Origin of the sequence: Streptomyces sp. 6-11-2, from assembly GCF_006540305.1 — a bacterium.
Taxonomy (GTDB): Bacteria; Actinomycetota; Actinomycetes; order Streptomycetales; family Streptomycetaceae; genus Streptomyces.
Window position 1 is genome coordinate 3,666,591 of record NZ_BJOR01000001.1, and the last position, 19,270, is coordinate 3,685,860.

Annotated in this window: 15 protein-coding genes and 6 tRNA genes; 8 read left to right on the plus strand and 13 right to left on the minus strand. The window is 69.7% G+C overall.

Annotated elements, in window-relative coordinates; all coding sequences use genetic code 11:
• Positions 1–13 precede the first annotated feature (13 nt).
• The 5 genes from TNCT6_RS15900 to TNCT6_RS15920 all read right to left on the minus strand — a co-directional run bounded on the left by TNCT6_RS15900 (position 14) and on the right by TNCT6_RS15920 (position 2,583).
• Positions 14–790, minus strand: a complete 777-nt coding sequence (locus TNCT6_RS15900) for an ABC transporter permease (protein WP_141359992.1) — start codon at positions 788–790, stop codon at positions 14–16.
• Positions 787–1,764 (minus strand): ABC transporter ATP-binding protein, encoded by a 978-nt coding sequence (locus TNCT6_RS15905; protein WP_141359993.1) that lies wholly within the window; start codon positions 1,762–1,764, stop codon positions 787–789. Before TNCT6_RS15905 ends, TNCT6_RS15900 begins: the two co-directional genes overlap by 4 nt.
• A gap of 128 nt (positions 1,765–1,892) precedes the next feature.
• Positions 1,893–1,965, minus strand: a tRNA-Gly gene (locus TNCT6_RS15910).
• A gap of 81 nt (positions 1,966–2,046) precedes the next feature.
• Positions 2,047–2,118 (minus strand) — tRNA-Gly (locus TNCT6_RS15915).
• Between the two features lie 147 nt (positions 2,119–2,265).
• A complete protein-coding gene (locus TNCT6_RS15920) occupies positions 2,266–2,583 on the minus strand; it encodes an Lsr2 family protein (RefSeq protein ID WP_141359994.1) in 318 nt (105 codons plus the stop codon).
• A gap of 365 nt (positions 2,584–2,948) precedes the next feature.
• Here TNCT6_RS15920 and purS point away from each other — a divergent pair, with 365 nt between their 5' ends.
• From purS to purM, 6 genes are all read left to right on the plus strand, one after another.
• Complete coding sequence (gene purS / locus TNCT6_RS15925; RefSeq protein ID WP_141359995.1) at positions 2,949–3,221, plus strand: phosphoribosylformylglycinamidine synthase subunit PurS; 273 nt, start codon at positions 2,949–2,951, stop codon at positions 3,219–3,221.
• On the plus strand, positions 3,218–3,922 hold the full coding sequence (purQ, locus tag TNCT6_RS15930; protein WP_141359996.1) for a phosphoribosylformylglycinamidine synthase subunit PurQ: 705 nt from the start codon (positions 3,218–3,220) through the stop codon (positions 3,920–3,922). Before purS ends, purQ begins: the two co-directional genes overlap by 4 nt.
• A complete protein-coding gene (gene purL / locus TNCT6_RS15935; protein WP_141359997.1) occupies positions 3,919–6,177 on the plus strand; it encodes a phosphoribosylformylglycinamidine synthase subunit PurL in 2,259 nt (752 codons plus the stop codon). Before purQ ends, purL begins: the two co-directional genes overlap by 4 nt.
• A 121-nt stretch (positions 6,178–6,298) precedes the next feature.
• Positions 6,299–7,096, plus strand: a complete 798-nt coding sequence (locus tag TNCT6_RS15940; RefSeq protein ID WP_141359998.1) for a sterol carrier family protein — start codon at positions 6,299–6,301, stop codon at positions 7,094–7,096.
• Between the two features lie 234 nt (positions 7,097–7,330).
• Complete coding sequence (purF, locus tag TNCT6_RS15945; RefSeq protein ID WP_141359999.1) at positions 7,331–8,860, plus strand: amidophosphoribosyltransferase; 1,530 nt, start codon at positions 7,331–7,333, stop codon at positions 8,858–8,860.
• A gap of 32 nt (positions 8,861–8,892) precedes the next feature.
• Entirely contained in the window at positions 8,893–9,960 is a 1,068-nt protein-coding gene (purM, locus tag TNCT6_RS15950) for a phosphoribosylformylglycinamidine cyclo-ligase (RefSeq protein ID WP_141360000.1), read from the plus strand.
• Between the two features lie 144 nt (positions 9,961–10,104).
• Here the strand turns inward: purM and TNCT6_RS15955 are convergent, their stop codons facing one another.
• Positions 10,105–10,356: a DUF3073 domain-containing protein gene (locus tag TNCT6_RS15955; RefSeq protein ID WP_141360001.1), complete on the minus strand. Its 252-nt coding sequence runs from the start codon at positions 10,354–10,356 to the stop codon at positions 10,105–10,107.
• A gap of 299 nt (positions 10,357–10,655) precedes the next feature.
• Positions 10,656–11,750: an amino acid dehydrogenase gene (locus TNCT6_RS15960; protein ID WP_141360002.1), complete on the minus strand. Its 1,095-nt coding sequence runs from the start codon at positions 11,748–11,750 to the stop codon at positions 10,656–10,658.
• Positions 11,751–12,031: 281 nt separating this feature from the next.
• Here TNCT6_RS15960 and TNCT6_RS15965 point away from each other — a divergent pair, with 281 nt between their 5' ends.
• Together TNCT6_RS15965 and bldC are read left to right on the plus strand one after the other, a co-directional pair.
• Positions 12,032–12,898, plus strand: a complete 867-nt coding sequence (locus tag TNCT6_RS15965) for a hypothetical protein (protein ID WP_141360003.1) — start codon at positions 12,032–12,034, stop codon at positions 12,896–12,898.
• A 567-nt stretch (positions 12,899–13,465) separates the two neighbouring features.
• On the plus strand, positions 13,466–13,672 hold the full coding sequence (bldC, locus tag TNCT6_RS15970; RefSeq protein WP_003949541.1) for a developmental transcriptional regulator BldC: 207 nt from the start codon (positions 13,466–13,468) through the stop codon (positions 13,670–13,672).
• Positions 13,673–14,146: 474 nt separating this feature from the next.
• Here bldC and TNCT6_RS15975 read toward each other — a convergent pair whose 3' ends face one another.
• The 6 genes from TNCT6_RS15975 to TNCT6_RS16000 all read right to left on the minus strand — a co-directional run bounded on the left by TNCT6_RS15975 (position 14,147) and on the right by TNCT6_RS16000 (position 19,196).
• Entirely contained in the window at positions 14,147–14,362 is a 216-nt protein-coding gene (locus TNCT6_RS15975; protein WP_141360004.1) for a DUF6274 family protein, read from the minus strand.
• 199 nt (positions 14,363–14,561) lie between these two features.
• Positions 14,562–14,636, minus strand: a tRNA-Asp gene (locus TNCT6_RS15980).
• Between the two features lie 93 nt (positions 14,637–14,729).
• Complete coding sequence (gene hrpA / locus TNCT6_RS15985) at positions 14,730–18,707, minus strand: ATP-dependent RNA helicase HrpA (protein WP_141360005.1); 3,978 nt, start codon at positions 18,705–18,707, stop codon at positions 14,730–14,732.
• A gap of 194 nt (positions 18,708–18,901) precedes the next feature.
• Positions 18,902–18,975: transfer RNA gene (locus tag TNCT6_RS15990), tRNA-Phe, on the minus strand.
• Between the two features lie 25 nt (positions 18,976–19,000).
• Positions 19,001–19,075, minus strand: a tRNA-Asp gene (locus tag TNCT6_RS15995).
• A 48-nt stretch (positions 19,076–19,123) separates the two neighbouring features.
• Positions 19,124–19,196 (minus strand) — tRNA-Glu (locus tag TNCT6_RS16000).
• Positions 19,197–19,270: the final 74 nt, after the last annotated feature.

The following is a 19,270-nucleotide window of genomic DNA, read 5'->3' on the forward strand; positions in this document are numbered from 1 at the left end:
CTCCCCCCACCTCTCAGCGCCTCGGTTCCCAGCGGAACCGGCGCCGTACAGCAAACACCGCGATCGCGATCCAGGCCAGCGCGACGGCCAGGGCTCGCAGGGTGTCGTGGACGCCCAGGTCTCCGGTCCAGCCGCCGCGTACCAGCGTGATCACCGGAGTCAGCGGCAGCAGCTCGCAGACCCGGACCAGCCGCTCGGGCAGCAGCTCCAGCGGCACGGCCAGCCCGGAGCCCACCATCGAGACCATCAGCAGCGGGAGCGAGGTGACCTGGGAGCTCTCGGTGGTCCGGGTGAAGCCCGCAGTGACGGCCGCCAGCAGTACGCCGAGCAGCAGACCCAACAGCAGTCCGGCGACGGCGAGGTGGGGCGCGCGCGGGGCGTGGACGTGGAGCAGTGCCGTGCACGCGCCGGTCAGCAGCAGGCACTGGACGAGTCCGGTGGCGACGGCCGGCAGCGCGGCCCCGGTGAGGATCTCGGCGTCCCGCAGCTCGCCCGTGCGCAGCCGCTTGAGCACCAGTTGCTCGCGCCGGGAGACGAATACGCCGACCAGGGTGGAGTACACGGCGAACAGCAGGGAGAAGCCGATCGCGGCGGGCAGGATGACCAGCCCGATGGTCAGCCCGGCGTCCTTCAGGTTCATCTGCGCGGCCGCCGACCGCACGCTGAACGGCAGCACCAGCGGCAGGAGCACACCCGCCACCAGGGCGCTCCGGCTGCGGGCCAGCAGGGCCAGCTCGGCGCGCGCGAGCGCGGCCATCCGGCCGGCGGGGGTGGTGACGGTGGCGCTCATGCCGCGTACTCCTCGTGCTCGTCGTGCTCTCTGTACCCGGTCGTCCGAGGCGCGGCGGCGTCCCGCGCGATGCCGAGGAAGGCCTCCTCCAGCGAGGCCGACCGCACGTCGAGGCCGCGCAGTTCGACTCGGGCCCGCCGGGCCCACAGCAGCAGTTCCGTGGCGGTCCGCTGGAGTTCGCGGGTGCGCAGCCGTACGGCGCGGCCGTCCATCTCGTGATCGCACACGCCCAGTTCGGCGAGCGGGGGCAGGTCGCCCAGGAAGAAGCCCATGGGGAGTTCGAAGGAGATCCGGGACGGCTGCGCGGCGGTCACCTCGGCCGGGGTCCCAGTGGCCGCGACGTGTCCCTCGTGCAGGATCGCGATCCGGTCGGCGAGCCCTTCGGCCTCCTCCAGGTAGTGCGTGGTGAGCAGCACGGTCGTCCCGCCGTCGCGCAGCGCTCGCACCAACTCCCAGGTGTCCCGGCGTCCTTCGGCGTCCAGCCCGGTCGTCGGCTCGTCCAGGAACAGCACCTCGGGCTCGCCGAGCAGGGCGAGCGCCAGGTCCAGGCGGCGCCGTTCGCCGCCGGACAGCTGCTTGACCCGTACGTCCGTCCGCCGCTCGAGTCCGACCAGCGCCAGCACCTCGCGGGGCGGGCGGGCCCCGCTGACACAGCCCGCCCACATCCGCGCGGTCTCGGCGACGGTCAGCTCGGAGGGGAAGCCGCCCTCCTGGAGCATCACCCCGGTGCGCGGCCGTACCAGCGCCCTCTCCGCGTACGGGTCGTGTCCGAGCACCCGTACGCGCCCCGAGGTCGGCGCCGCCAGGCCCTCCAGGAGTTCGACCGTCGAGGTCTTGCCGGCGCCGTTGGTGCCCAGCAGGGCGAAGATCTCCCCCCGGGCCACATGGAAGGAGATACCGCGCACCGCCTCGAATCCGCCCTCGTACACCCGCTGGAGGCCGGTCACCTCAATCACGTGCTCGTCCGTGTCCATGGATCCAGCGTCCCGGCGGTCGGGGCGCCACAGCAGTGCGCGGTGTCATCACCCGGCATGACAAATGTCAGAGCGGACCGGGGGACAACGAAAAGACCCCGGTCCGATGGACCGGGGTCTTTTTCCCGAGCGGACGACGAGGCTCGAACTCGCGACCTCAACCTTGGCAAGGTTGCGCTCTACCAACTGAGCTACGTCCGCATTGCCTCCGACCGGCTCCCACCGATCGGCGCGAGCACCAGCCTACCTGATCCACAGGAGTGGTCGGGACCGGCGGTGCAGAGCGGGTGACAGGAATTGCACACTGCGCCTTCCCCCTGGAAGGGGGATGTTCTACTACTGAACTACACCCGCATGGACTCCGTGGGCCTTGGCCTTCCAGCCTCGCCCCTCGGCGTGCTCCAGACATTAGCTGATCAACGGGGGGTGTGCGCAAGTCGGTTGTCCCCAGGGCCCGCTGACGGGCCCTGGGCCACGGCCGGGCGCTCCGGGAGCGACCCGTCACTGCGCCGCGCTGAACGCCTCGTAGACCTTCTTGGGGATGCGGCCGCGGGCCGGCACGTCCATTTTGTGGGCCTGTGCCCAGGCGCGGACGGCGGCGGGATCGGGGGCGACCTCCGTCTGTCGGTAGGTCTTGCCCGACTTCGACCGTTTGCGGCCGGCTTCCACGTACGGCGCGAGCGCCTTACGTAGTTTCTTGGCATTGGCTTGGTTCAGGTCGATCTCGTAGAACTTGCCGTCCAGTCCGAAGGCGATCGTCTCCGCCGCTTCCGAGCCGTCGATGTCGTCAAAGAGAGTGACCACGACACGCTGCGCCACGAATATCGGTCCCTTCGTGCGACACCTCTGCGGCTCACCGGCTCCGCCATGCCGATGCATGACGTGCGGAGATGTTCGGAGATGCCGACTGTCCGCCTGTTATCGGGAAAAGTATCGGCTGTTGCCAATTCATTTGTACAGTGCCGGGCATTGCAATGGGAAGCCCGACTAAATCTGTCCGCGTGTCCCGGTGCAATACCGGATCGGTCGCCGAACACCGAACTTTCCCAGAACTTTTCACGAAGACCGCCCATCGGTGGGAGGTCGTGACGGGCGTCACGTAGATTCCTACGAGTCTACTCGCGTAGAAATTTTGTGCGGGTAGTCTGAAGGAACCTGCTCAGCACCACACACCGGGAGTGCCAGTGGCACGCGTCGTAGTCGACGTCATGCTCAAGCCGGAGATCCTCGACCCCCAGGGCCAGGCGGTGCAGCGCGCACTGCCGCGGCTGGGTTTCGAAGGCATCTCCGACGTCCGTCAGGGAAAGCGATTCGAACTGGAAGTGGACGGGCCCGTCGACGAGGCCGCGCTCGCCCGCATTCACGATCTTGCCGAATCCTTCCTCGCCAACACCGTGATCGAGGACTTCACCGTCAGGGTCGAGGACACGGCGGAAGTCGCGGAGGCCGCGAAGTGACCGCTCGTATTGGCGTCGTCACTTTCCCGGGCAGTCTCGACGACCGGGACACTCAGCGCGCGATCCGCCTCGCGGGCGCCGAACCGGTCGCCCTCTGGCACAAGGACAAGGACCTCAAGCAGGTCGACGCGGTCGTCCTGCCCGGCGGCTTCTCCTACGGCGACTATCTGCGGGCCGGCGCCATCTCCCGCTTCTCGCCGGTGATGGAGACCGTCATCGAGCAGGCGAGGGCCGGCCTGCCGGTGCTCGGCATCTGCAACGGCTTCCAGGTCCTCACCGAGGCCCACCTCCTCCCGGGCGGGATGCTCGGCAACGACCACCTCCACTTCATCTGCCGCGACCAGAAGCTGCGGGTGGAGAACGCGGAGACCGCCTGGACCAGCGACTACACCGCCGGCCAGGAGATCCGCATCCCGCTGAAGAACATGGACGGGCGGTACGTCGCCGACGAGTACACGCTCGACAAGCTGGAGGCGGAGGGACGCGTCGCCTTCCGGTACGTGGTCCGCGGCGAAGCCGCTGATGGATACGGCAATCCCAACGGCTCGCTCCGGGACATCGCCGGCATCACCAACGAGGCCGGCAACGTCGTGGGCCTCATGCCGCACCCCGAGCACGCCACCGAGCCGCTGATCGGTACCGGTCGTACCGACGGCCTGCCTTTCTTCACCTCGATCCTCAAGAAGCTGGTCACCGCATGAGCAGGACGCCTCTGGACACGGTCGAGCACGCGGCCGCGACCCCCGACGTCGAGCTGCCCTGGGCCGAACTCGGCCTGAAGAAGGACGAGTACGAGCGGGTCGTGGAGATCCTGGGCCGCCGCCCGACCGGCGCCGAGCTCGCCATGTACTCCGTGATGTGGTCCGAGCACTGCTCGTACAAGTCCTCCAAGGTGCACCTGCGCCAGTTCGGCGAGAAGGCGCCCGAGAGCGACGCCCTGCTCGTCGGCATCGGCGAGAACGCCGGTGTGGTGGACGTCGGCCAGGGCTACGCGGTCACCTTCAAGGTCGAGTCGCACAACCACCCCTCCTACGTCGAGCCCTACCAGGGCGCGGCCACGGGCGTCGGCGGCATCGTGCGCGACATCATCGCGATGGGCGCGCGCCCGGTCGCCGTCGTGGACCCGCTGCGCTTCGGCGCCGCCGACCACCCCGACACCAAGCGGGTGCTCCCCGGCGTGGTGGCGGGCATCGGCGGCTACGGCAACTGCCTGGGCCTGCCCAACATCGGCGGCGAGGTCGTCTTCGACGCCTGCTACCAGGGCAACCCGCTGGTCAACGCGGGCTGCGTCGGCGTGATGCGGCACGAGGACATCCACCTGGCCAAGGCCTCGGGCACGGGCAACAAGGTCATCCTGTACGGCGCCCGCACGGGCGGTGACGGCATCGGCGGCGCGTCGATCCTCGCCTCGGAGACCTTCGACGACGCCAAGCCGTCCAAGCGCCCCGCGGTCCAGGTCGGCGACCCCTTCCAGGAGAAGCTGCTCATCGAGTGCACCCTGGAGGCCTTCGCCGAGAAGCTCGTCGTCGGCATCCAGGACCTCGGCGCGGCCGGACTGTCCTGCGCGACGAGCGAGCTGGCCTCCAACGGCTCCGGCGGCATGCGCGTCATCCTGGACGACGTCCCCCTGCGCGACTCCACGCTCTCGCCCGAGGAGATCCTCATGAGCGAGTCGCAGGAGCGCATGTGCGCGGTCGTCGAACCGGAGAAGGTCGACCGCTTCCTGGAGATCTGCGAGAAGTGGGACGTCATCGCCACCGTCATCGGTGAGGTGACCGACGGCGACCGGCTGGAGATCTACTGGCACGGCGGCAAGATCGTCGACGTCGACCCGCGCACGGTCGCCCACGAGGGCCCGGTCTACGAGCGCCCGTACGCGCGCCCCCAGTGGCAGGACGCCCTCCAGGCCGACGACGCGAACAAGCTGCCGCGCCCGCGGACGGCCGAGGAGCTGAAGGACCAGGTCCTGAAGCTGGTGGCGTCCCCGAACCAGGCGTCCAAGAAGTGGATCACCCAGCAGTACGACCACTTCGTGCAGGGCAACACCGTGCTGGCCATGCCCGAGGACTCCGGCATGATCCGGATCGACGAGGAGACCGGCCTCGGCGTCGCCCTCGCCACCGACGGCAACGGACGCTACGCCAAGCTCGACCCGTACACCGGCGCCCAACTCGCGCTGGCGGAGGCGTACCGCAACGTCGCCACCACGGGTGCGAAGCCGCTGGCGGTCTCCGACTGCCTGAACTTCGGCTCGCCCGAGGACCCGGCCGTGATGTGGCAGTTCGCGGAGGCCGTGCGCGGTCTGGCGGACGGCTGCAAGCAGCTGGGCACCCCGGTGACCGGCGGCAACGTCTCGCTCTACAACCAGACGGGCGAGGCCGCCATCCACCCGACCCCGGTGGTCGCCGTCCTCGGCGTGATCGACGACGTCTCCCGCCGCACCCCCGTCGCCTTCCAGGAGGAGGGCCAGCTGCTGTACCTCCTCGGCGACACCCGCGAGGAGTTCGGCGGCTCGGCCTGGTCGCAGGTGGTCCACGACCACCTCGGCGGACTGCCCCCGAAGGTCGACCTGGAGCGTGAGCGGCTGATGGCCGAGATCCTGATCTCCGCCTCCCGCGACGGCATGATCGACTCCGCGCACGACCTGTCCGACGGCGGCCTGGTGCAGGCGGTCGTGGAGTCCGCCCTCCTGGGCGGCAAGGGCGCGCGTCTGGTCGTACCCGACGGCCTGGACGCGTTCACCTTCCTGCTGTCGGAGTCGGCCGGCCGCGCGATCGTCGCGGTGCCACGCTCCGAGGAGGTCCGCTTCAACGACATGTGCGGCGCGCGGGGCCTGCCCGTCACCCGCATCGGTGTCGTGGACGGCGACTCGATCGAGGTCCAGGGCGAGTTCGAGCTGCCCCTGACCGAGCTGCGCGAGGCCCACGAGGGAACGATCCCGGCGCTGCTGGCGTAAGTCCCCACGGCGTACGCGGTGCGGGCCCCGCCCGGTCCAGGGCGGGGCCCGCCTGTGCGTTCCCCACGGTCGCCGGTCACAGGCCGGGGCGGCCGAGCCGTGAAGGCATAGGCTCGCCGCCATGTCCCCGGTCAAGAAGCGCACCCGGACCTACGACCCCGGCAAGACCCGTGCCGCCGTGCTGGCGCAGTTCGGCCATGTGCGGGACGCCGTACGCACGCTGTCCCCCGAGCAGCTCGCGCTGCCCACGCGGCTCGGTGACTGGACCGTGCGGGATCTGGTCGCCCACGTCGGCATGACCCTGTCGGCCGTCGGCCGGCTGCTCGACCGGCCCGAGCCGGCCCGGCAGGACGGCGCCCTGCTCGACTGGCCGTCGGCCATCGGCGTCGACGCCCCGGCCATCGCGGCACACGCCCGCGAACTCGCCGAGCGCAACCCCGATCTCGTCACCTACCTCGACACCGTCGAACGGAACTTCACGGCCGCTCTCGCCGGCCACCCCGGCACCCGGCTGCTCGACACCAGTGCGGGCGCCCTGCCGCTGGCCGACTACGTCGTCACCCGCGCCGTCGAACTCGTCGTCCACACCGACGACCTGAACGCCGCCGTGCCGGGCCTGGACATCCCCTACGACCGTCAGGCGCTGGCCGCCGCCACACGGCTGCTGGCCGACGCGCTCGCCGCCCGCGCGCCCGGCGGATCGACCGAGGTGCGCATCCCGCCGTACGCCGTCGTGCAGTGCGTGCAGGGCCCCCGGCACACCCGCGGCACCCCGCCCAACGTCGTCGAGACCGACCCGCTGACCTGGGTCCGGCTGGCCGCCGGCCGGCTGGCGTGGCAGGACGCCGTGGCGGCCGCCGAGGTCAGCGCGAGCGGGGAGCGGGCCGATCTCGGCGGGCTGCTTCCGCTTCTGGCCTGAACCCGCTCCCCACGGTGTCCACGGCCCGAATGATGTGCGACACCTCACTCATGTCCACCCCGGAAAAGTCCGCAGCGACTTCCCGGCGCCACCGCGTCAGCGGATGGATCATCGATGCAGGGCTCTGACCTGCTGAAACGGCGACGATGCGCGGGAAGCAGGGGGAGAGCGGTCCCGGACCGGCGCGCATCCCCCAATTCGGACCAGTGGTCGACCTCGCCTACACTCGGAGCCGTGCCACGTGGTGACGGACGACTCAACCACGACCTGCTCCCCGGTGAGAAGGGCCCCCAGGACGCGTGCGGCGTCTTCGGTGTCTGGGCTCCGGGTGAAGAGGTCGCAAAACTCACGTACTTCGGGCTGTACGCCCTCCAACATCGGGGCCAGGAATCCGCGGGTATCGCGGTCAGCAACGGCTCCCAGATCCTCGTCTTCAAGGACATGGGACTGGTCTCCCAGGTCTTCGACGAGACCTCGCTCGGCTCCCTCCAAGGTCATATCGCGGTCGGACACGCCCGCTACTCGACCACCGGCGCCTCCGTCTGGGAGAACGCCCAGCCGACGTTCCGCGCCACCGCGCACGGATCGATCGCTCTCGGCCACAACGGGAACCTGGTCAACACCGCCCGGCTCGCCGAGCTGGTCGCCGAGCTGCCGAAGGACAACAACGGGCGCTCCACCCGCGTCGCGGCCACCAACGACACCGACCTGCTCACGGCCCTGCTGGCGGCCCAGGTCGACGCCGACGGCAAGCCACTGACCATCGAGGAGGCGGCCCACACCGTCCTGCCGCAGGTCAAGGGCGCCTTCAGCCTCGTCTTCATGGACGAGCACACCCTCTACGCCGCCCGTGACCCGCAGGGCATCCGCCCGCTGGTCCTGGGCCGCCTGGAGCGCGGCTGGGTCGTCGCCTCGGAGACCGCCGCACTGGACATCACCGGTGCCAGCTTCGTCCGGGAGATCGAGCCCGGCGAGTTCGTCGCCATCGACGAGAACGGTCTGCGCACATCCCGATTCGCGGAAGCGAAGCCCAAGGGCTGTGTCTTCGAGTACGTGTACCTGGCCCGCCCGGACACCGACATCGCCGGCCGGAACGTCTACCTCTCCCGCGTCGAGATGGGCCGCCGCCTGGCGAAGGAGGCTCCCGTCGACGCCGACCTCGTCATAGCGACCCCGGAGTCCGGCACCCCCGCCGCCATCGGCTACGCGGAGGCCTCCGGCATCCCCTTCGGCAGCGGACTGGTGAAGAACGCCTACGTCGGCCGCACCTTCATCCAGCCCTCGCAGACCATCCGCCAGATCGGCATCCGCCTGAAGCTGAACCCGCTGAAGGAAGTCATCAAGGGCAAGCGCCTGGTCGTCGTCGACGACTCGATCGTGCGCGGCAACACCCAGCGGGCCCTGGTGCGGATGCTGCGCGAGGCCGGCGCCGCCGAAGTGCACATCCGGATCTCCTCGCCGCCGGTGAAGTGGCCCTGCTTCTTCGGCATCGACTTCGCCACCCGGGCCGAGCTCATCGCCAACGGCATGAGCATCGACGAGATCGGCACCTCGCTCGGCGCCGACTCGCTGGCCTACATCTCCATCGACGGCATGATCGAGGCGACCACCATCGCCAAGCCGAACCTGTGCCGTGCCTGCTTCGACGGCGAGTACCCGATGGAGCTGCCCGACCCCGAGCTGCTCGGCAAGCAGCTGCTGGAGTCCGAGCTGGCCGCCGGACCGGCCGCCACGGCCGCGGCCGACGCGATCCGCCGCCCGTAAGCACGCAAGACGACACGAAGGTTCCCAAGGTCATGTCTTCCGAGACCACTGGCGCCAGCTACGCGAGCGCGGGCGTCGACATCGAGGCGGGCGACCGCGCCGTAGAGCTCATGAAGGAGTGGGTGAAGAAGACCCGCCGCCCCGAGGTGCTCGGTGGCCTCGGCGGCTTCGCCGGCCTCTTCGACGCCTCCGCCCTCAAGCACTACGAGCGCCCGCTGCTGGCCTCCGCCACGGACGGCGTCGGCACCAAGGTCGACATCGCCCGCCGACTCGGCGTGTACGACACCATCGGCCACGACCTGGTCGCCATGGTCATGGACGACATCGTGGTGTGCGGCGCCGAGCCGCTGTTCATGACCGACTACATCTGCGTCGGCAAGGTCCACCCCGAGCGGGTCGCCGCCATCGTCAAGGGCATCGCCGAGGGCTGTGTCCTGGCTGGCTGCGCGCTGATCGGCGGCGAGACGGCGGAACACCCCGGACTGCTCGGCGAGGACGACTTCGACGTCGCCGGCGCCGGTACGGGCGTCGTGGAGGCGGACCGGCTGCTCGGCCCGGATCGCATCCGTACGGGTGACGCGGTGATCGCCATGGCGGCTTCCGGGCTTCACTCCAACGGGTACTCCCTGGTCAGGCATGTGCTGCTGGACCGGGCCGGTCTGCCGCTGGAGGCGCATGTCGAGGACCTCGGCCGCACCCTCGGCGAGGAGCTGCTGGAGCCGACCAGGATCTACTCGCTGGACTGCCTGGCGCTGATCCGCACCACCGAGGTGCACGCCTTCAGCCACGTCACCGGCGGCGGACTCGCCGCCAACCTGGCCCGGGTGATCCCGGACGGCCTGCACGCCGTGGTCGACCGCTCCACCTGGACCCCGGCCCCCGTCTTCGACCTGGTCGCCAAGACCGGCGACGTCGAGCGGCTGGAGCTGGAGAAGACCCTCAACATGGGCGTGGGCATGATCGCGATCGTGCCCGAGGAGTCGGTCGACGTGGCCCTCGCCACCCTGGCCGACCGTGGGCTCGACGCCTGGGTGGCCGGCGAGATCACCGACCGCGGCGAGCACACCACGGGCGCGGCCCTGGTGGGGGACCACGCGTGAACCGCACCCGTGACCGGCACGCTCCGGCAGCCGGCGCCCGGTGGGCGCCGGCGGGCGCACGAAACCCGGTCCGGTGTGTGAGCCCCGGACCGGGTGAGATGCGATGCCTACGGCACGCTGGAAACGGCTGAGCCGCCGCGGGCGCTATGCGCCGCGACGGTGCTGCCGCGAGGAGTTGTCGTCCTCGTCCTCGTCGTCGTCCTCGTACAGATCGGCGTACCGTGCGTACGGGTCGTCGTCGTGCTCATCGTCCTCGAAACGGTCGCCGTTCGGTGACTGATTCGACGTCGATGCGCCCAGCTCCTCGGCCAGGCGTGAGAGGTCTGTCCCACCGCTGTTGTACTTCAGCTGGCGGGCGACCTTCGTCTGCTTGGCCTTGGCCCGGCCGCGCCCCATGGCTCGACCCCCTCAACGACGGGGCTCAACGGCCCCAGAGTCTGACACGCGTTCATGATCCGGAACGGGCTCTCCGTGGAGAGACCGGTCCGTAGGGCTTCCACGGTACCTGAGCCCGCGCCCATACGGTACGTCGCCCACCGGACGCGCGTGTGCGCAGGACCGTCGAGGAAGCCTGTCCTTGCTGGTCAGTGGCGATTTTAACCACTTATCCGCAGACGACCCGCCGGTGGAAGTGAGAGTTCTCTCCAACTGTCCACCGGCAGGTACCGCACGAACGTGCGACGTCCGCCGTGCCGTCAGCCCGTGGCCCGGGCGCTTCTGGCTTCCGACATCCGCTGCTCGGCGATCCGGTCGGCCGCCGCGGCCGGCGGAATCCCGTCCTCCTTCGCACGTGCGAATATGGCCAGCGTGGTGTCGAAGATCTCCGACGCCTTCGCCTTGCACCGGTCGAAGTCGAAGCCGTTCAGCTCGTCGGCGACCTGGATGACACCGCCGGCGTTCACCACGTAGTCCGGCGCGTAGAGGATCGAGCGGTCGGCCAGATCCTTCTCGACACCCGGGTGGGCGAGCTGGTTGTTGGCCGCGCCGCACACCACCGTGGCGGTCAGCACCGGCACGGTGTCGTCGTTCAGGGCGCCGCCGAGCGCGCAGGGGGCGTAGACGTCCAGCCCCTCGGTGCGGATCAGCGCGTCGGTGTCGGCCGCCACCTGAACGGCGGGGTACTTGTCGACGATGCGCCGCACGGCGTCCTGCCGGACGTCCGTGATCACGACCTGGGCGCCCTCCTTGAGCAGGTGCTCGACGAGGTGGTGCCCGACCTTGCCGACGCCCGCGATGCCGACCTTGCGGTCGCGCAGCGACGGGTCGCCCCACAGGTGCTGGGCGGAGGCGCGCATGCCCTGGTAGACGCCGAAGGAGGTCAGCACCGAGGAGTCGCCGGCGCCGCCGTTCTCGGGCGAGCGGCCGGTGGTCCAGCGGCACTCGCGCGCCACGACGTCCATGTCGGCCACGTACGTGCCGACGTCGCAGGCGGTGACGTAACGCCCGCCGAGCGAGGCCACGAACCGTCCGTAGGCGAGCAGCAGTTCCTCGGTCTTGATCTGCTCCGGGTCACCGATGATCACGGCCTTGCCGCCACCGTGGCGGAGGCCGGCCATGGCGTTCTTGTACGACATGCCGCGCGCGAGGTTCAGCGCGTCGGCGACGGCCTGCTCCTCGTTCGCGTACGGGTAGAAGCGCGTACCGCCGAGCGCGGGGCCCAGGGCGGTGGAGTGGATGGCGATGACGGCCTTGAGGCCGCTGGCGCGGTCCTGACAGAGCACGACTTGCTCATGACCCCCCTGCTCCGAGTGGAACAGGGTGTGCAGGACGCCGTTGGTCACGTCGGTCACGGTGGTGACTCCCGGGGAAGTAGCGGCGAGCGGGGACTGGCCCTCCGAGGACCCCGCGCGTTGTGGTGGCGGAGGCGGGAGGAGGGGTGGTGTGCGGCGGCCGGTGGGCCGCTCAGCAGGAGATTAGACCCTGACCCCGCCTTCCATGACCCTGGTGGTGGGGATCACCCTCCCCCGGAGTACGCCGCCACCCGGGCGTGGGACGATTTGCAGTGGTTTTCCGTCCACCCGGGTGCGGGCCGGGCGGGTTTCGGGCCCGGTCCGGTGGGGAGGGAGCAGGCGTGCCCAAGGTGTCCTCCGTGGTCGTCCCGTACGCGACCTACTTGCGCGTCTACGAGCCGCTGGCCGCCTTTCCGGAGCCGGAGCGCAGCCACTGGGCGCGCTATGCCCGCCGCCCCGACCGCCCCTCCTACCAGGACGAGCTGCGCCGCTCGCTGGCCGACCTGCTGCCCACTCCGCCGGTGCCGGTTCCGGTGCACGAGAGCGCGGACGCGTTCGTGCTCGATGTCGACGGGGTGGTCTGCGTCTGCCCCTGGCGCACCCGGCTGCGCGGCTGGCAGGCCCTGGGCGACCTCGCCGAGGAGTTCCCGGTGGCCGTGCTGGACGCGGTCCTGCCTCCGGTGGTGCGCCGCCAGGCCACCCAGGACTACGAGCGCTGGCTGGCCGACAACCCCGACGCCCGCCCCTGGATCCGCACCGCGACCTGGCAGGTGCCGCTGAACTGGTTCGTGCTGGTCTCGGACGAGGAACGGGAGTACGTCAAGGGCTCCGGCGGGGCCGGGGACCCCGGCTTCGGCGGCGACGTGCCGGTGCTGCGCTACCGCACACCGATGGTGCAGGCGCGGCGGCGGGTGGCGCGCGGGCTGCGGGCGCTGAAGGACGCCATCGACGAGGGGCCGCTGATCGACGGCCTGGTGGACGTCGGACGCTGGCTGGAGGAGTTCCATCCGCGCTCGCTGGTGGAACTGGACTACGGCGGGCTGGTGCACGCGCTGCCGGCCGGCGAGCTGGAGGGCGACCACTCGGCCGCCGATGTGGCCGAGGGCATCGAGGCGCTGCGCCGGGGCGACGGGGCGGCCGCGGGAGAGGCGTACGGGCGGCTCGTGGAGCGCTGGCGGGCGGTGCGCGACCGGCGCTCCGCGAACTGACGCCGCACCAGGAGCGACCGACCGACCCCGTGCGAGCCCGTGTCCGGGGTGACCCAGATCACGGTTGAACAGGTCGTGAACGGCGTACCGTCGAGGACGTTTCCGGGAGCTGACGGGACGTAGGTTCCGATCCGGGCGTTTGCGTCAAGGGTGACGGACGGCACTTACCCGACCCTTGCGCCGCTTGCCACTCCTCGTGCCAAAATAGGACAAGGAGTCCGGGGAGGGCTCCCTCCGTCCAACTATGCTCCACTGTGGGCGGAATCTCCGTGTTGCACTCTTTGGGGGGTCTGGCGACTCCTGATCGTGCTGTGACTGATCGTCACAGTGGCGTGACTGTCCGCTATGGCATGGTCCATCGGCTTCCGTCGCTGATGAACACCTGGGAGGGCAATTCCATCGGTTTGGCCGACGCGGCTGGACAGATGGTGTAGTTGTAGTGCCGAGGACAAGCCGTTCGTCCTATAACCGACTCGACTCGCGTCCGCCATTTCGGGCAACGCGGGTCAAGGTGCAGAATTTAGAGGAAAGAACCGAGAAGGTTCGGTTCTCCCGAGGAGGCCGCTCATGACCGCTCGCACCCCTGATGCCGAGCCGCTGCTGACCCCGGCTGAGGTCGCCACCATGTTCCGCGTCGACCCCAAGACGGTCACGCGCTGGGCGAAGGCCGGCAAGCTCACGTCGATCCGCACGCTCGGCGGGCACCGCCGATACCGCGAGGCTGAGGTCCGCGCACTGCTCGCGGGTATTCCGCAGCAGCGCAGCGAGGCCTGAACAACCGAATAACCGGACGAACCGGCTGGTCCCCCACTGGCCGAGGCGCCCGGAGCCACAGCTCCAAGCGACGCGGGTCCTGCCCCAACAGGCCCCACGCCCAAGCCGTCAGAGCTCCGTAGGCAAGTGAACAAGGGTGCGTCGTCGATCGCGCTGGACTCCGCCGGGTCCAGCGCGATCTTTTTTGTGTGCCTTCCGGAGCCCGCGGGGTGGCTCTGTGAGCGGGCTTGTCGGAGTCTGGGGAGGCTCGGCGGATCATCTGTGGAGCAACCCGCAAGGCAGTGCAATTGCACATATTAAATTGACCCTGTGTAGGGCGGGTGTAAGTACCGCACTTTCAGAAACTCATTCGGTGACACCCGTCACATGCCGAGGCGCTTGTTGCCGGCCGTGTCTCTGCGCTAGTGGAGGCTCCGGTTCCATCGCCCCACGCCTGCAAGGGAGTTCGGGATTCGAGGTGCGCCCCGGCGCGGTTCACGCCGTCGAGGGGCTGTCGCCCTCCACCGGCTCCTCCGGGGCGCCGGAGGCCGTCCGAGGGGCGCCGGAGGCCGTCCGAGGGGCGCCGGCCATCTCCAGTCGCAGCAGGTGGTGGCAGACGGCGCAGCGACGGGTGAGGTGGCGGTACGACGAGGCTGCCGCGAGATGTGCGCGGAGCAGCGCCCGCGTCTCGTGCCTGGCCGATGCCGCCATACGCCACCTCCAGTGGACCGCGGGGGAGCCGAGCCTGCTCCCTGGGTACCGAGGGAATGTGACGCCGTCAAGACACGGCGGCGCGCCACAGGCCGCCACAGGGCCCCTCCGCGCCTCCGGAAGGGGCCGTGCGGACGGGGGCGCGAGCACACGAGAAGAGGGCCCGTCCCCCTCGGGGGGACGGGCCCTCTTGACAAAGCGGTCCTGACGGGATTTGAACCCGCGGCCTCCACCTTGACAGGGTGGCGAGCACTCCAAACTGCTCCACAGGACCTCGTTTTGCGGCGCTATTCGTGCGTTGCGCTGCGAGAAGAGACTGTACAGGAGCAGGGGCCCGGGGTCGAACTCACTTAGCGTGCACGTGTCATCACGGGACGGCCGCGTCGATCGCCTTCACGATCCGCTTGTCCGAGACCGGGTACGCCGTGCCCAGCGCGTGCGCGAAGTAGCTCACCCGCAGCTCCTCGATCATCCAGCGGATGTCCAGGACCGAGGACGGCACCGGCCTGCCCCGCGGCATCTGCTCGAGCAGCCACGCGTACTCGTCCTGCATCTCGTGGACCTTCTCCATGCGTGTGGTGTCCCGCTGGACGTTCGTCGGCATCTGCTGGAGGCGGCGGTCCGCGGCCACCAGATAGCGCATCAGGTCCGGCAGACGCCGTACCCCGGACGCCGTGACGAAACCGGGCTTCACCAGGCCGTCCAGCTGAGTCCGCAGGTCCGCCAGGTTCGGCAGCAGCGCGGGGCTGCGTACGGCCTTCAGACGGCGCTCACAGGCCTGCCAGGCGGCCAGTACCTGCTGCACCTGGCCCACCGTCCGCACGGTCGTGTCCACGATGTCGGCACGCACCTTGTCGTACAGCTTCCGGTACGACTCCTCGTCCCAGACCGGCCCGCCGAAGTCCGCGATCAGCCGGTCCGCCGCCGCCGTCGCGCAGTCGTCGAACAGCGCCTGGACCGAGCCGTGCGGGTTCGCCGAGAGGGCGAGCTTCTGCTGGTTGCTCAGCTTCTCGGACGCGAACTTCGCCGGGTTGACCGGGATGTTGCGCAGAATCAGCCGCCGTGTGCCCTGCCACATCGCCTCGGCCTGCTCGGCCTCGGTGTCGAAGAGCCGCACGGACACGGTGTCGCCGTCGTCGACGAGCGCCGGGTAGGCCTTCACCGGCTGGCCGGCCCGGCGGGTCTCGAAGACCCGGGTGAGCGCGCCGATGGTCCAGTCGGTCAGGCCCTTGCGCTCCAGGGACTCCCCGCCGTGCCGCTCCGCGGTCGCCGCGGCGGCCTGGGACAGGGCCTTGCGCGCCCTGGGCTTCAGCGTCAGCTTCAGCGCCTGGAGGTCCTTGTCCTCGGCCAGCTTGCGGCGCCGCTCGTCGACGATCCGGAAGGTGATCTTCAGATGGTCGGGGATCCTGGACCAGTCGAAGTCCTCGGCCTCGAAGGGCACACCGACCATCCGCTTCAGCTCACGCGCCATCGTGGTGGTCAGCGGCTCCTGCAACGGCACCGCGGACTCCAGGAACGCCTTCGCGTAGTTCGGCGCCGGCACGTAGTTGCGGCGGATGGGCTTGGGCAGGGAGCGGATCAGCTCGGTGACGACCTCCTCGCGCAGCCCCGGGATCTGCCAGTCGAAGCCCTCGTCCGTGACCTGGTTCAGCACCTGCAACGGGATGTGGACGGTCACACCGTCCGCGTCCGCGCCCGGCTCGAACTGGTACGTCACCCGGAACTTGAGGTTCCCCTGCCGCCAGGAGTCCGGATAGTCGGCCTTGGTGACCGTCTCCGCCGACTCCCGGATGAGCATCTCCCGCTCGAAGTCCAGGAAGTCCGGCTGCTCCTGCCGCTTCCGCTTCCACCAGGAGTCGAAGTGCGCCCCGGAGACGACGTGTTCGGGCACCCGCCGGTCGTAGAAGTCGAACAGCGTCTCGTCGTCCACGACGATGTCCCGGCGCCGGGCCCGGTGCTCCAGCTCCTCCACCTCGCTGAGGAGCCTGCGGTTGTCGGCGAAGAACTTGTGGTGCGTGCGCCAGTCGCCCTCGACGAGCGCGTTGCGGATGAACAGCTCCCGGCTGAGCTCCGCGTCGATCCGCCCGTAGTTCACCTTCCGCTGGGCGACGATCGGAACGCCGTACAGCGTGACCTTCTCGTACGCCATCACCGCCGCCTGGTCCTTCTCCCAGTGCGGTTCGCTGTAGGTCCGCTTCAGCAGGTGCCCGGCCAGCGGCTCGACCCACTCCGGTTCGATCCTCGCGTTGACGCGGGCCCACAGACGGGAGGTCTCGACGAGCTCGGCGGACATCACGAAGCGCGGCGGCTTCTTGAACAGCGCCGAGCCGGGGAAGATCGCGAACTTGGCGTTGCGGGCGCCCAGGTACTCGTTCCGGCCGCCGTCCTTGCGCGCGCCGGCTCCGGAGTCCTTGGACTCCTTCACGTCCTTCATGCCGATGTGCGAGAGTAGACCGGCCAGCAGCGAGACGTGGATCCGGTCGGCGGGCGCGTCCTGGTCGCTGAGGTGGATGCCCATCTGCTTGGCGACCGTGCGCAACTGGCTGTAGATGTCCTGCCATTCGCGGATACGCAGGAAGTTCAGGAACTCCTGCTTGCACATGCGCCGGAACGACGAGGAGCCCCGCTCCTTCTGCTGCTCGCGGATGTAGTGCCACAGATTGAGGTAGGCGAGGAAGTCGCTGGTCTCGTCCCGGAAGCGGGCGTGCTGCTGATCGGCCTGGGCCTGCTTCTCGGCGGGACGCTCGCGCGGGTCCTGGATGGACAGCGCGGCGGCGATCACCATGACCTCGCGGACGCAGCCGTTGCGGTCGGCCTCCAGCACCATGCGGGCCAGGCGCGGGTCGACCGGCAGCTGGGCGAGCTTGCGGCCGGTCTCCGTGAGCCGTTTGCGGGGGTCCTTCTGCGCCGGGTCCAGCGCGCCCAGCTCCTGGAGCAGCTGCACGCCGTCACGGATGTTGCGGTGGTCCGGCGGGTCGATGAACGGGAACTTCTCGATGTCGCCGAGGCCGGCCGCGGTCATCTGGAGGATGACGGAGGCGAGGTTGGTGCGCAGGATCTCCGCGTCCGTGAACTCCGGACGGGTGAGGAAGTCGTCCTCGCCGTAGAGCCGGATGCAGATGCCGTCGGACGTACGCCCGCAGCGGCCCTTGCGCTGGTTGGCGCTGGCCTGCGAGACCGGCTCGATCGGCAGCCGCTGCACCTTGGTGCGGTGGCTGTACCGGGAGATCCGGGCGAAGCCGGGGTCGATGACGTACTTGATGCCCGGGACGGTCAGGGAGGTCTCGGCGACGTTGGTCGCCAGGACGATCCTGCGGCCGGTGTGCGGCTGGAAGACCCGGTGCTGCTCGGCGTGCGACAGCCGGGCGTACAGCGGCAGCACCTCGGTGAGCCGGAAGTTCTTCTTGTTGAGCGCGTCGGCCGTGTCACGGATCTCCCGCTCCCCCGAGAGGAAGACGAGGATGTCCCCGGACCCCTCGGCCATGAGCTCCTCCACCGCGTCCGTGATCGCGGTGATCTGGTCCCGGTCGGCGTCGTCGGAATCCTCCTCCAGCAGCGGCCGGTACCGCACCTCCACGGGATACGTCCGCCCGCTGACCTCGACGATCGGGGCGTCGCCGAAGTGCCGGGAGAAGCGGTCGGGATCGATGGTGGCCGAGGTGATGACGACCTTGAGGTCCGGCCGCCGCGGCAGCAGCTGCGCGAGATAGCCCAGCAGGAAGTCGATGTTGAGGGACCGCTCGTGGGCCTCGTCGATGATGATCGTGTCGTAGGCCCGCAGCTCGCGGTCGGTCTGGATCTCGGCGAGCAGGATGCCGTCCGTCATCAGCTTCACGAACGTGGCGTCGGGATCCACCTGGTCGGTGAACCGCACCTTCCAGCCGACGGCCGCACCGAGCGGGGTGTCCAGCTCCTCCGCCACACGCTCGGCGACGGTACGGGCGGCGATCCGGCGGGGCTGGGTGTGCCCGATCATGCCCCGCACACCCCGGCCCAGCTCCATGCAGATCTTCGGGATCTGCGTGGTCTTCCCGGACCCCGTCTCACCGGCGACGATGACGACCTGGTGGGCGCGGATCGCGTCGGCGATCTCGTCCTTCTTCTGGCTGACCGGCAACTGCTCGGGATAGCTGACCGCCGGCACCCGGGAACGCCGCGCGGACATGCGCTCCTCGGCCTTCCCGACCTCGCCCTCGACCTCGGCGAGGACGGCGGCACGCGCCTCCGGCTTGCGAATCTTGCGCGCGCCTTCGAGCCTGCGGCCGAGCCGGTGCGCGTCACGCAGCGACAACTCGTTCAGGCGGGAGGCGAGGGCGCCGAGGGCGGGGGCGGGATGCGTAGACATACGGGACCCAGGATCTCATCCCCGAGAAAATCCTGGCGAACGGTTTTGCCACGGGCCGCCGGCGGTGACACCCCGGTGGGCGCGTCCGTCCTCGGCCGGTGCCATGCCCGCTCCGGGGCCGAAGAGCTGCGGCTGCCTGCCGGCGGTGCCAGCGAACAAAGAAGATCCCGCCCGATGGGCGGGATCTTTCCCTGTGGCTGGGGCCGGGGTCGAACCGGCGACCTATCGCTTTTCAGGCGATCGCTCGTACCAACTGAGCTACCCAGCCATTGAGGTTTCACGTGAAACCTCAGCGGTCCTGACGGGATTTGAACCCGCGGCCTCCACCTTGACAGGGTGGCGAGCACTCCAAACTGCTCCACAGGACCATGGTTGTGTGCGAACCAACGAACGTAAGTGTCGCACACCGTACTGCGTGCCCCCAACGGGATTCGAACCCGTGCTACCGCCTTGAAAGGGCGGCGTCCTAGGCCGCTAGACGATGAGGGCTATCGGCCCGCCTGGGCGCTTCTCAGCGCGTCGGGGACGTGAAAAGCATAGGGGATGGCCGGGGGTATCGCCAA

Bases quoted from the DNA above. Each gene is read 5' to 3' on its own strand.
- bldC (WP_003949541.1), top strand. From the start codon at position 13,466: ATGACCGCTCGCACCCCTGATGCCGAGCCGCTGCTGACCCCGGCTGAG.
- TNCT6_RS15905 (WP_141359993.1), bottom strand. From the start codon at position 1,764: ATGGACACGGACGAGCACGTGATTGAGGTGACCGGCCTCCAGCGGGTG.
- hrpA (WP_141360005.1), bottom strand. From the start codon at position 18,707: ATGTCTACGCATCCCGCCCCCGCCCTCGGCGCCCTCGCCTCCCGCCTG.
- purM (WP_141360000.1), top strand. From the start codon at position 8,893: ATGTCTTCCGAGACCACTGGCGCCAGCTACGCGAGCGCGGGCGTCGAC.
- TNCT6_RS15955 (WP_141360001.1), bottom strand. From the start codon at position 10,356: ATGGGGCGCGGCCGGGCCAAGGCCAAGCAGACGAAGGTCGCCCGCCAG.
- TNCT6_RS15940 (WP_141359998.1), top strand. From the start codon at position 6,299: ATGTCCCCGGTCAAGAAGCGCACCCGGACCTACGACCCCGGCAAGACC.
- TNCT6_RS15975 (WP_141360004.1), bottom strand. From the start codon at position 14,362: ATGGCGGCATCGGCCAGGCACGAGACGCGGGCGCTGCTCCGCGCACAT.
- purL (WP_141359997.1), top strand. From the start codon at position 3,919: ATGAGCAGGACGCCTCTGGACACGGTCGAGCACGCGGCCGCGACCCCC.
- TNCT6_RS15900 (WP_141359992.1), bottom strand. From the start codon at position 790: ATGAGCGCCACCGTCACCACCCCCGCCGGCCGGATGGCCGCGCTCGCG.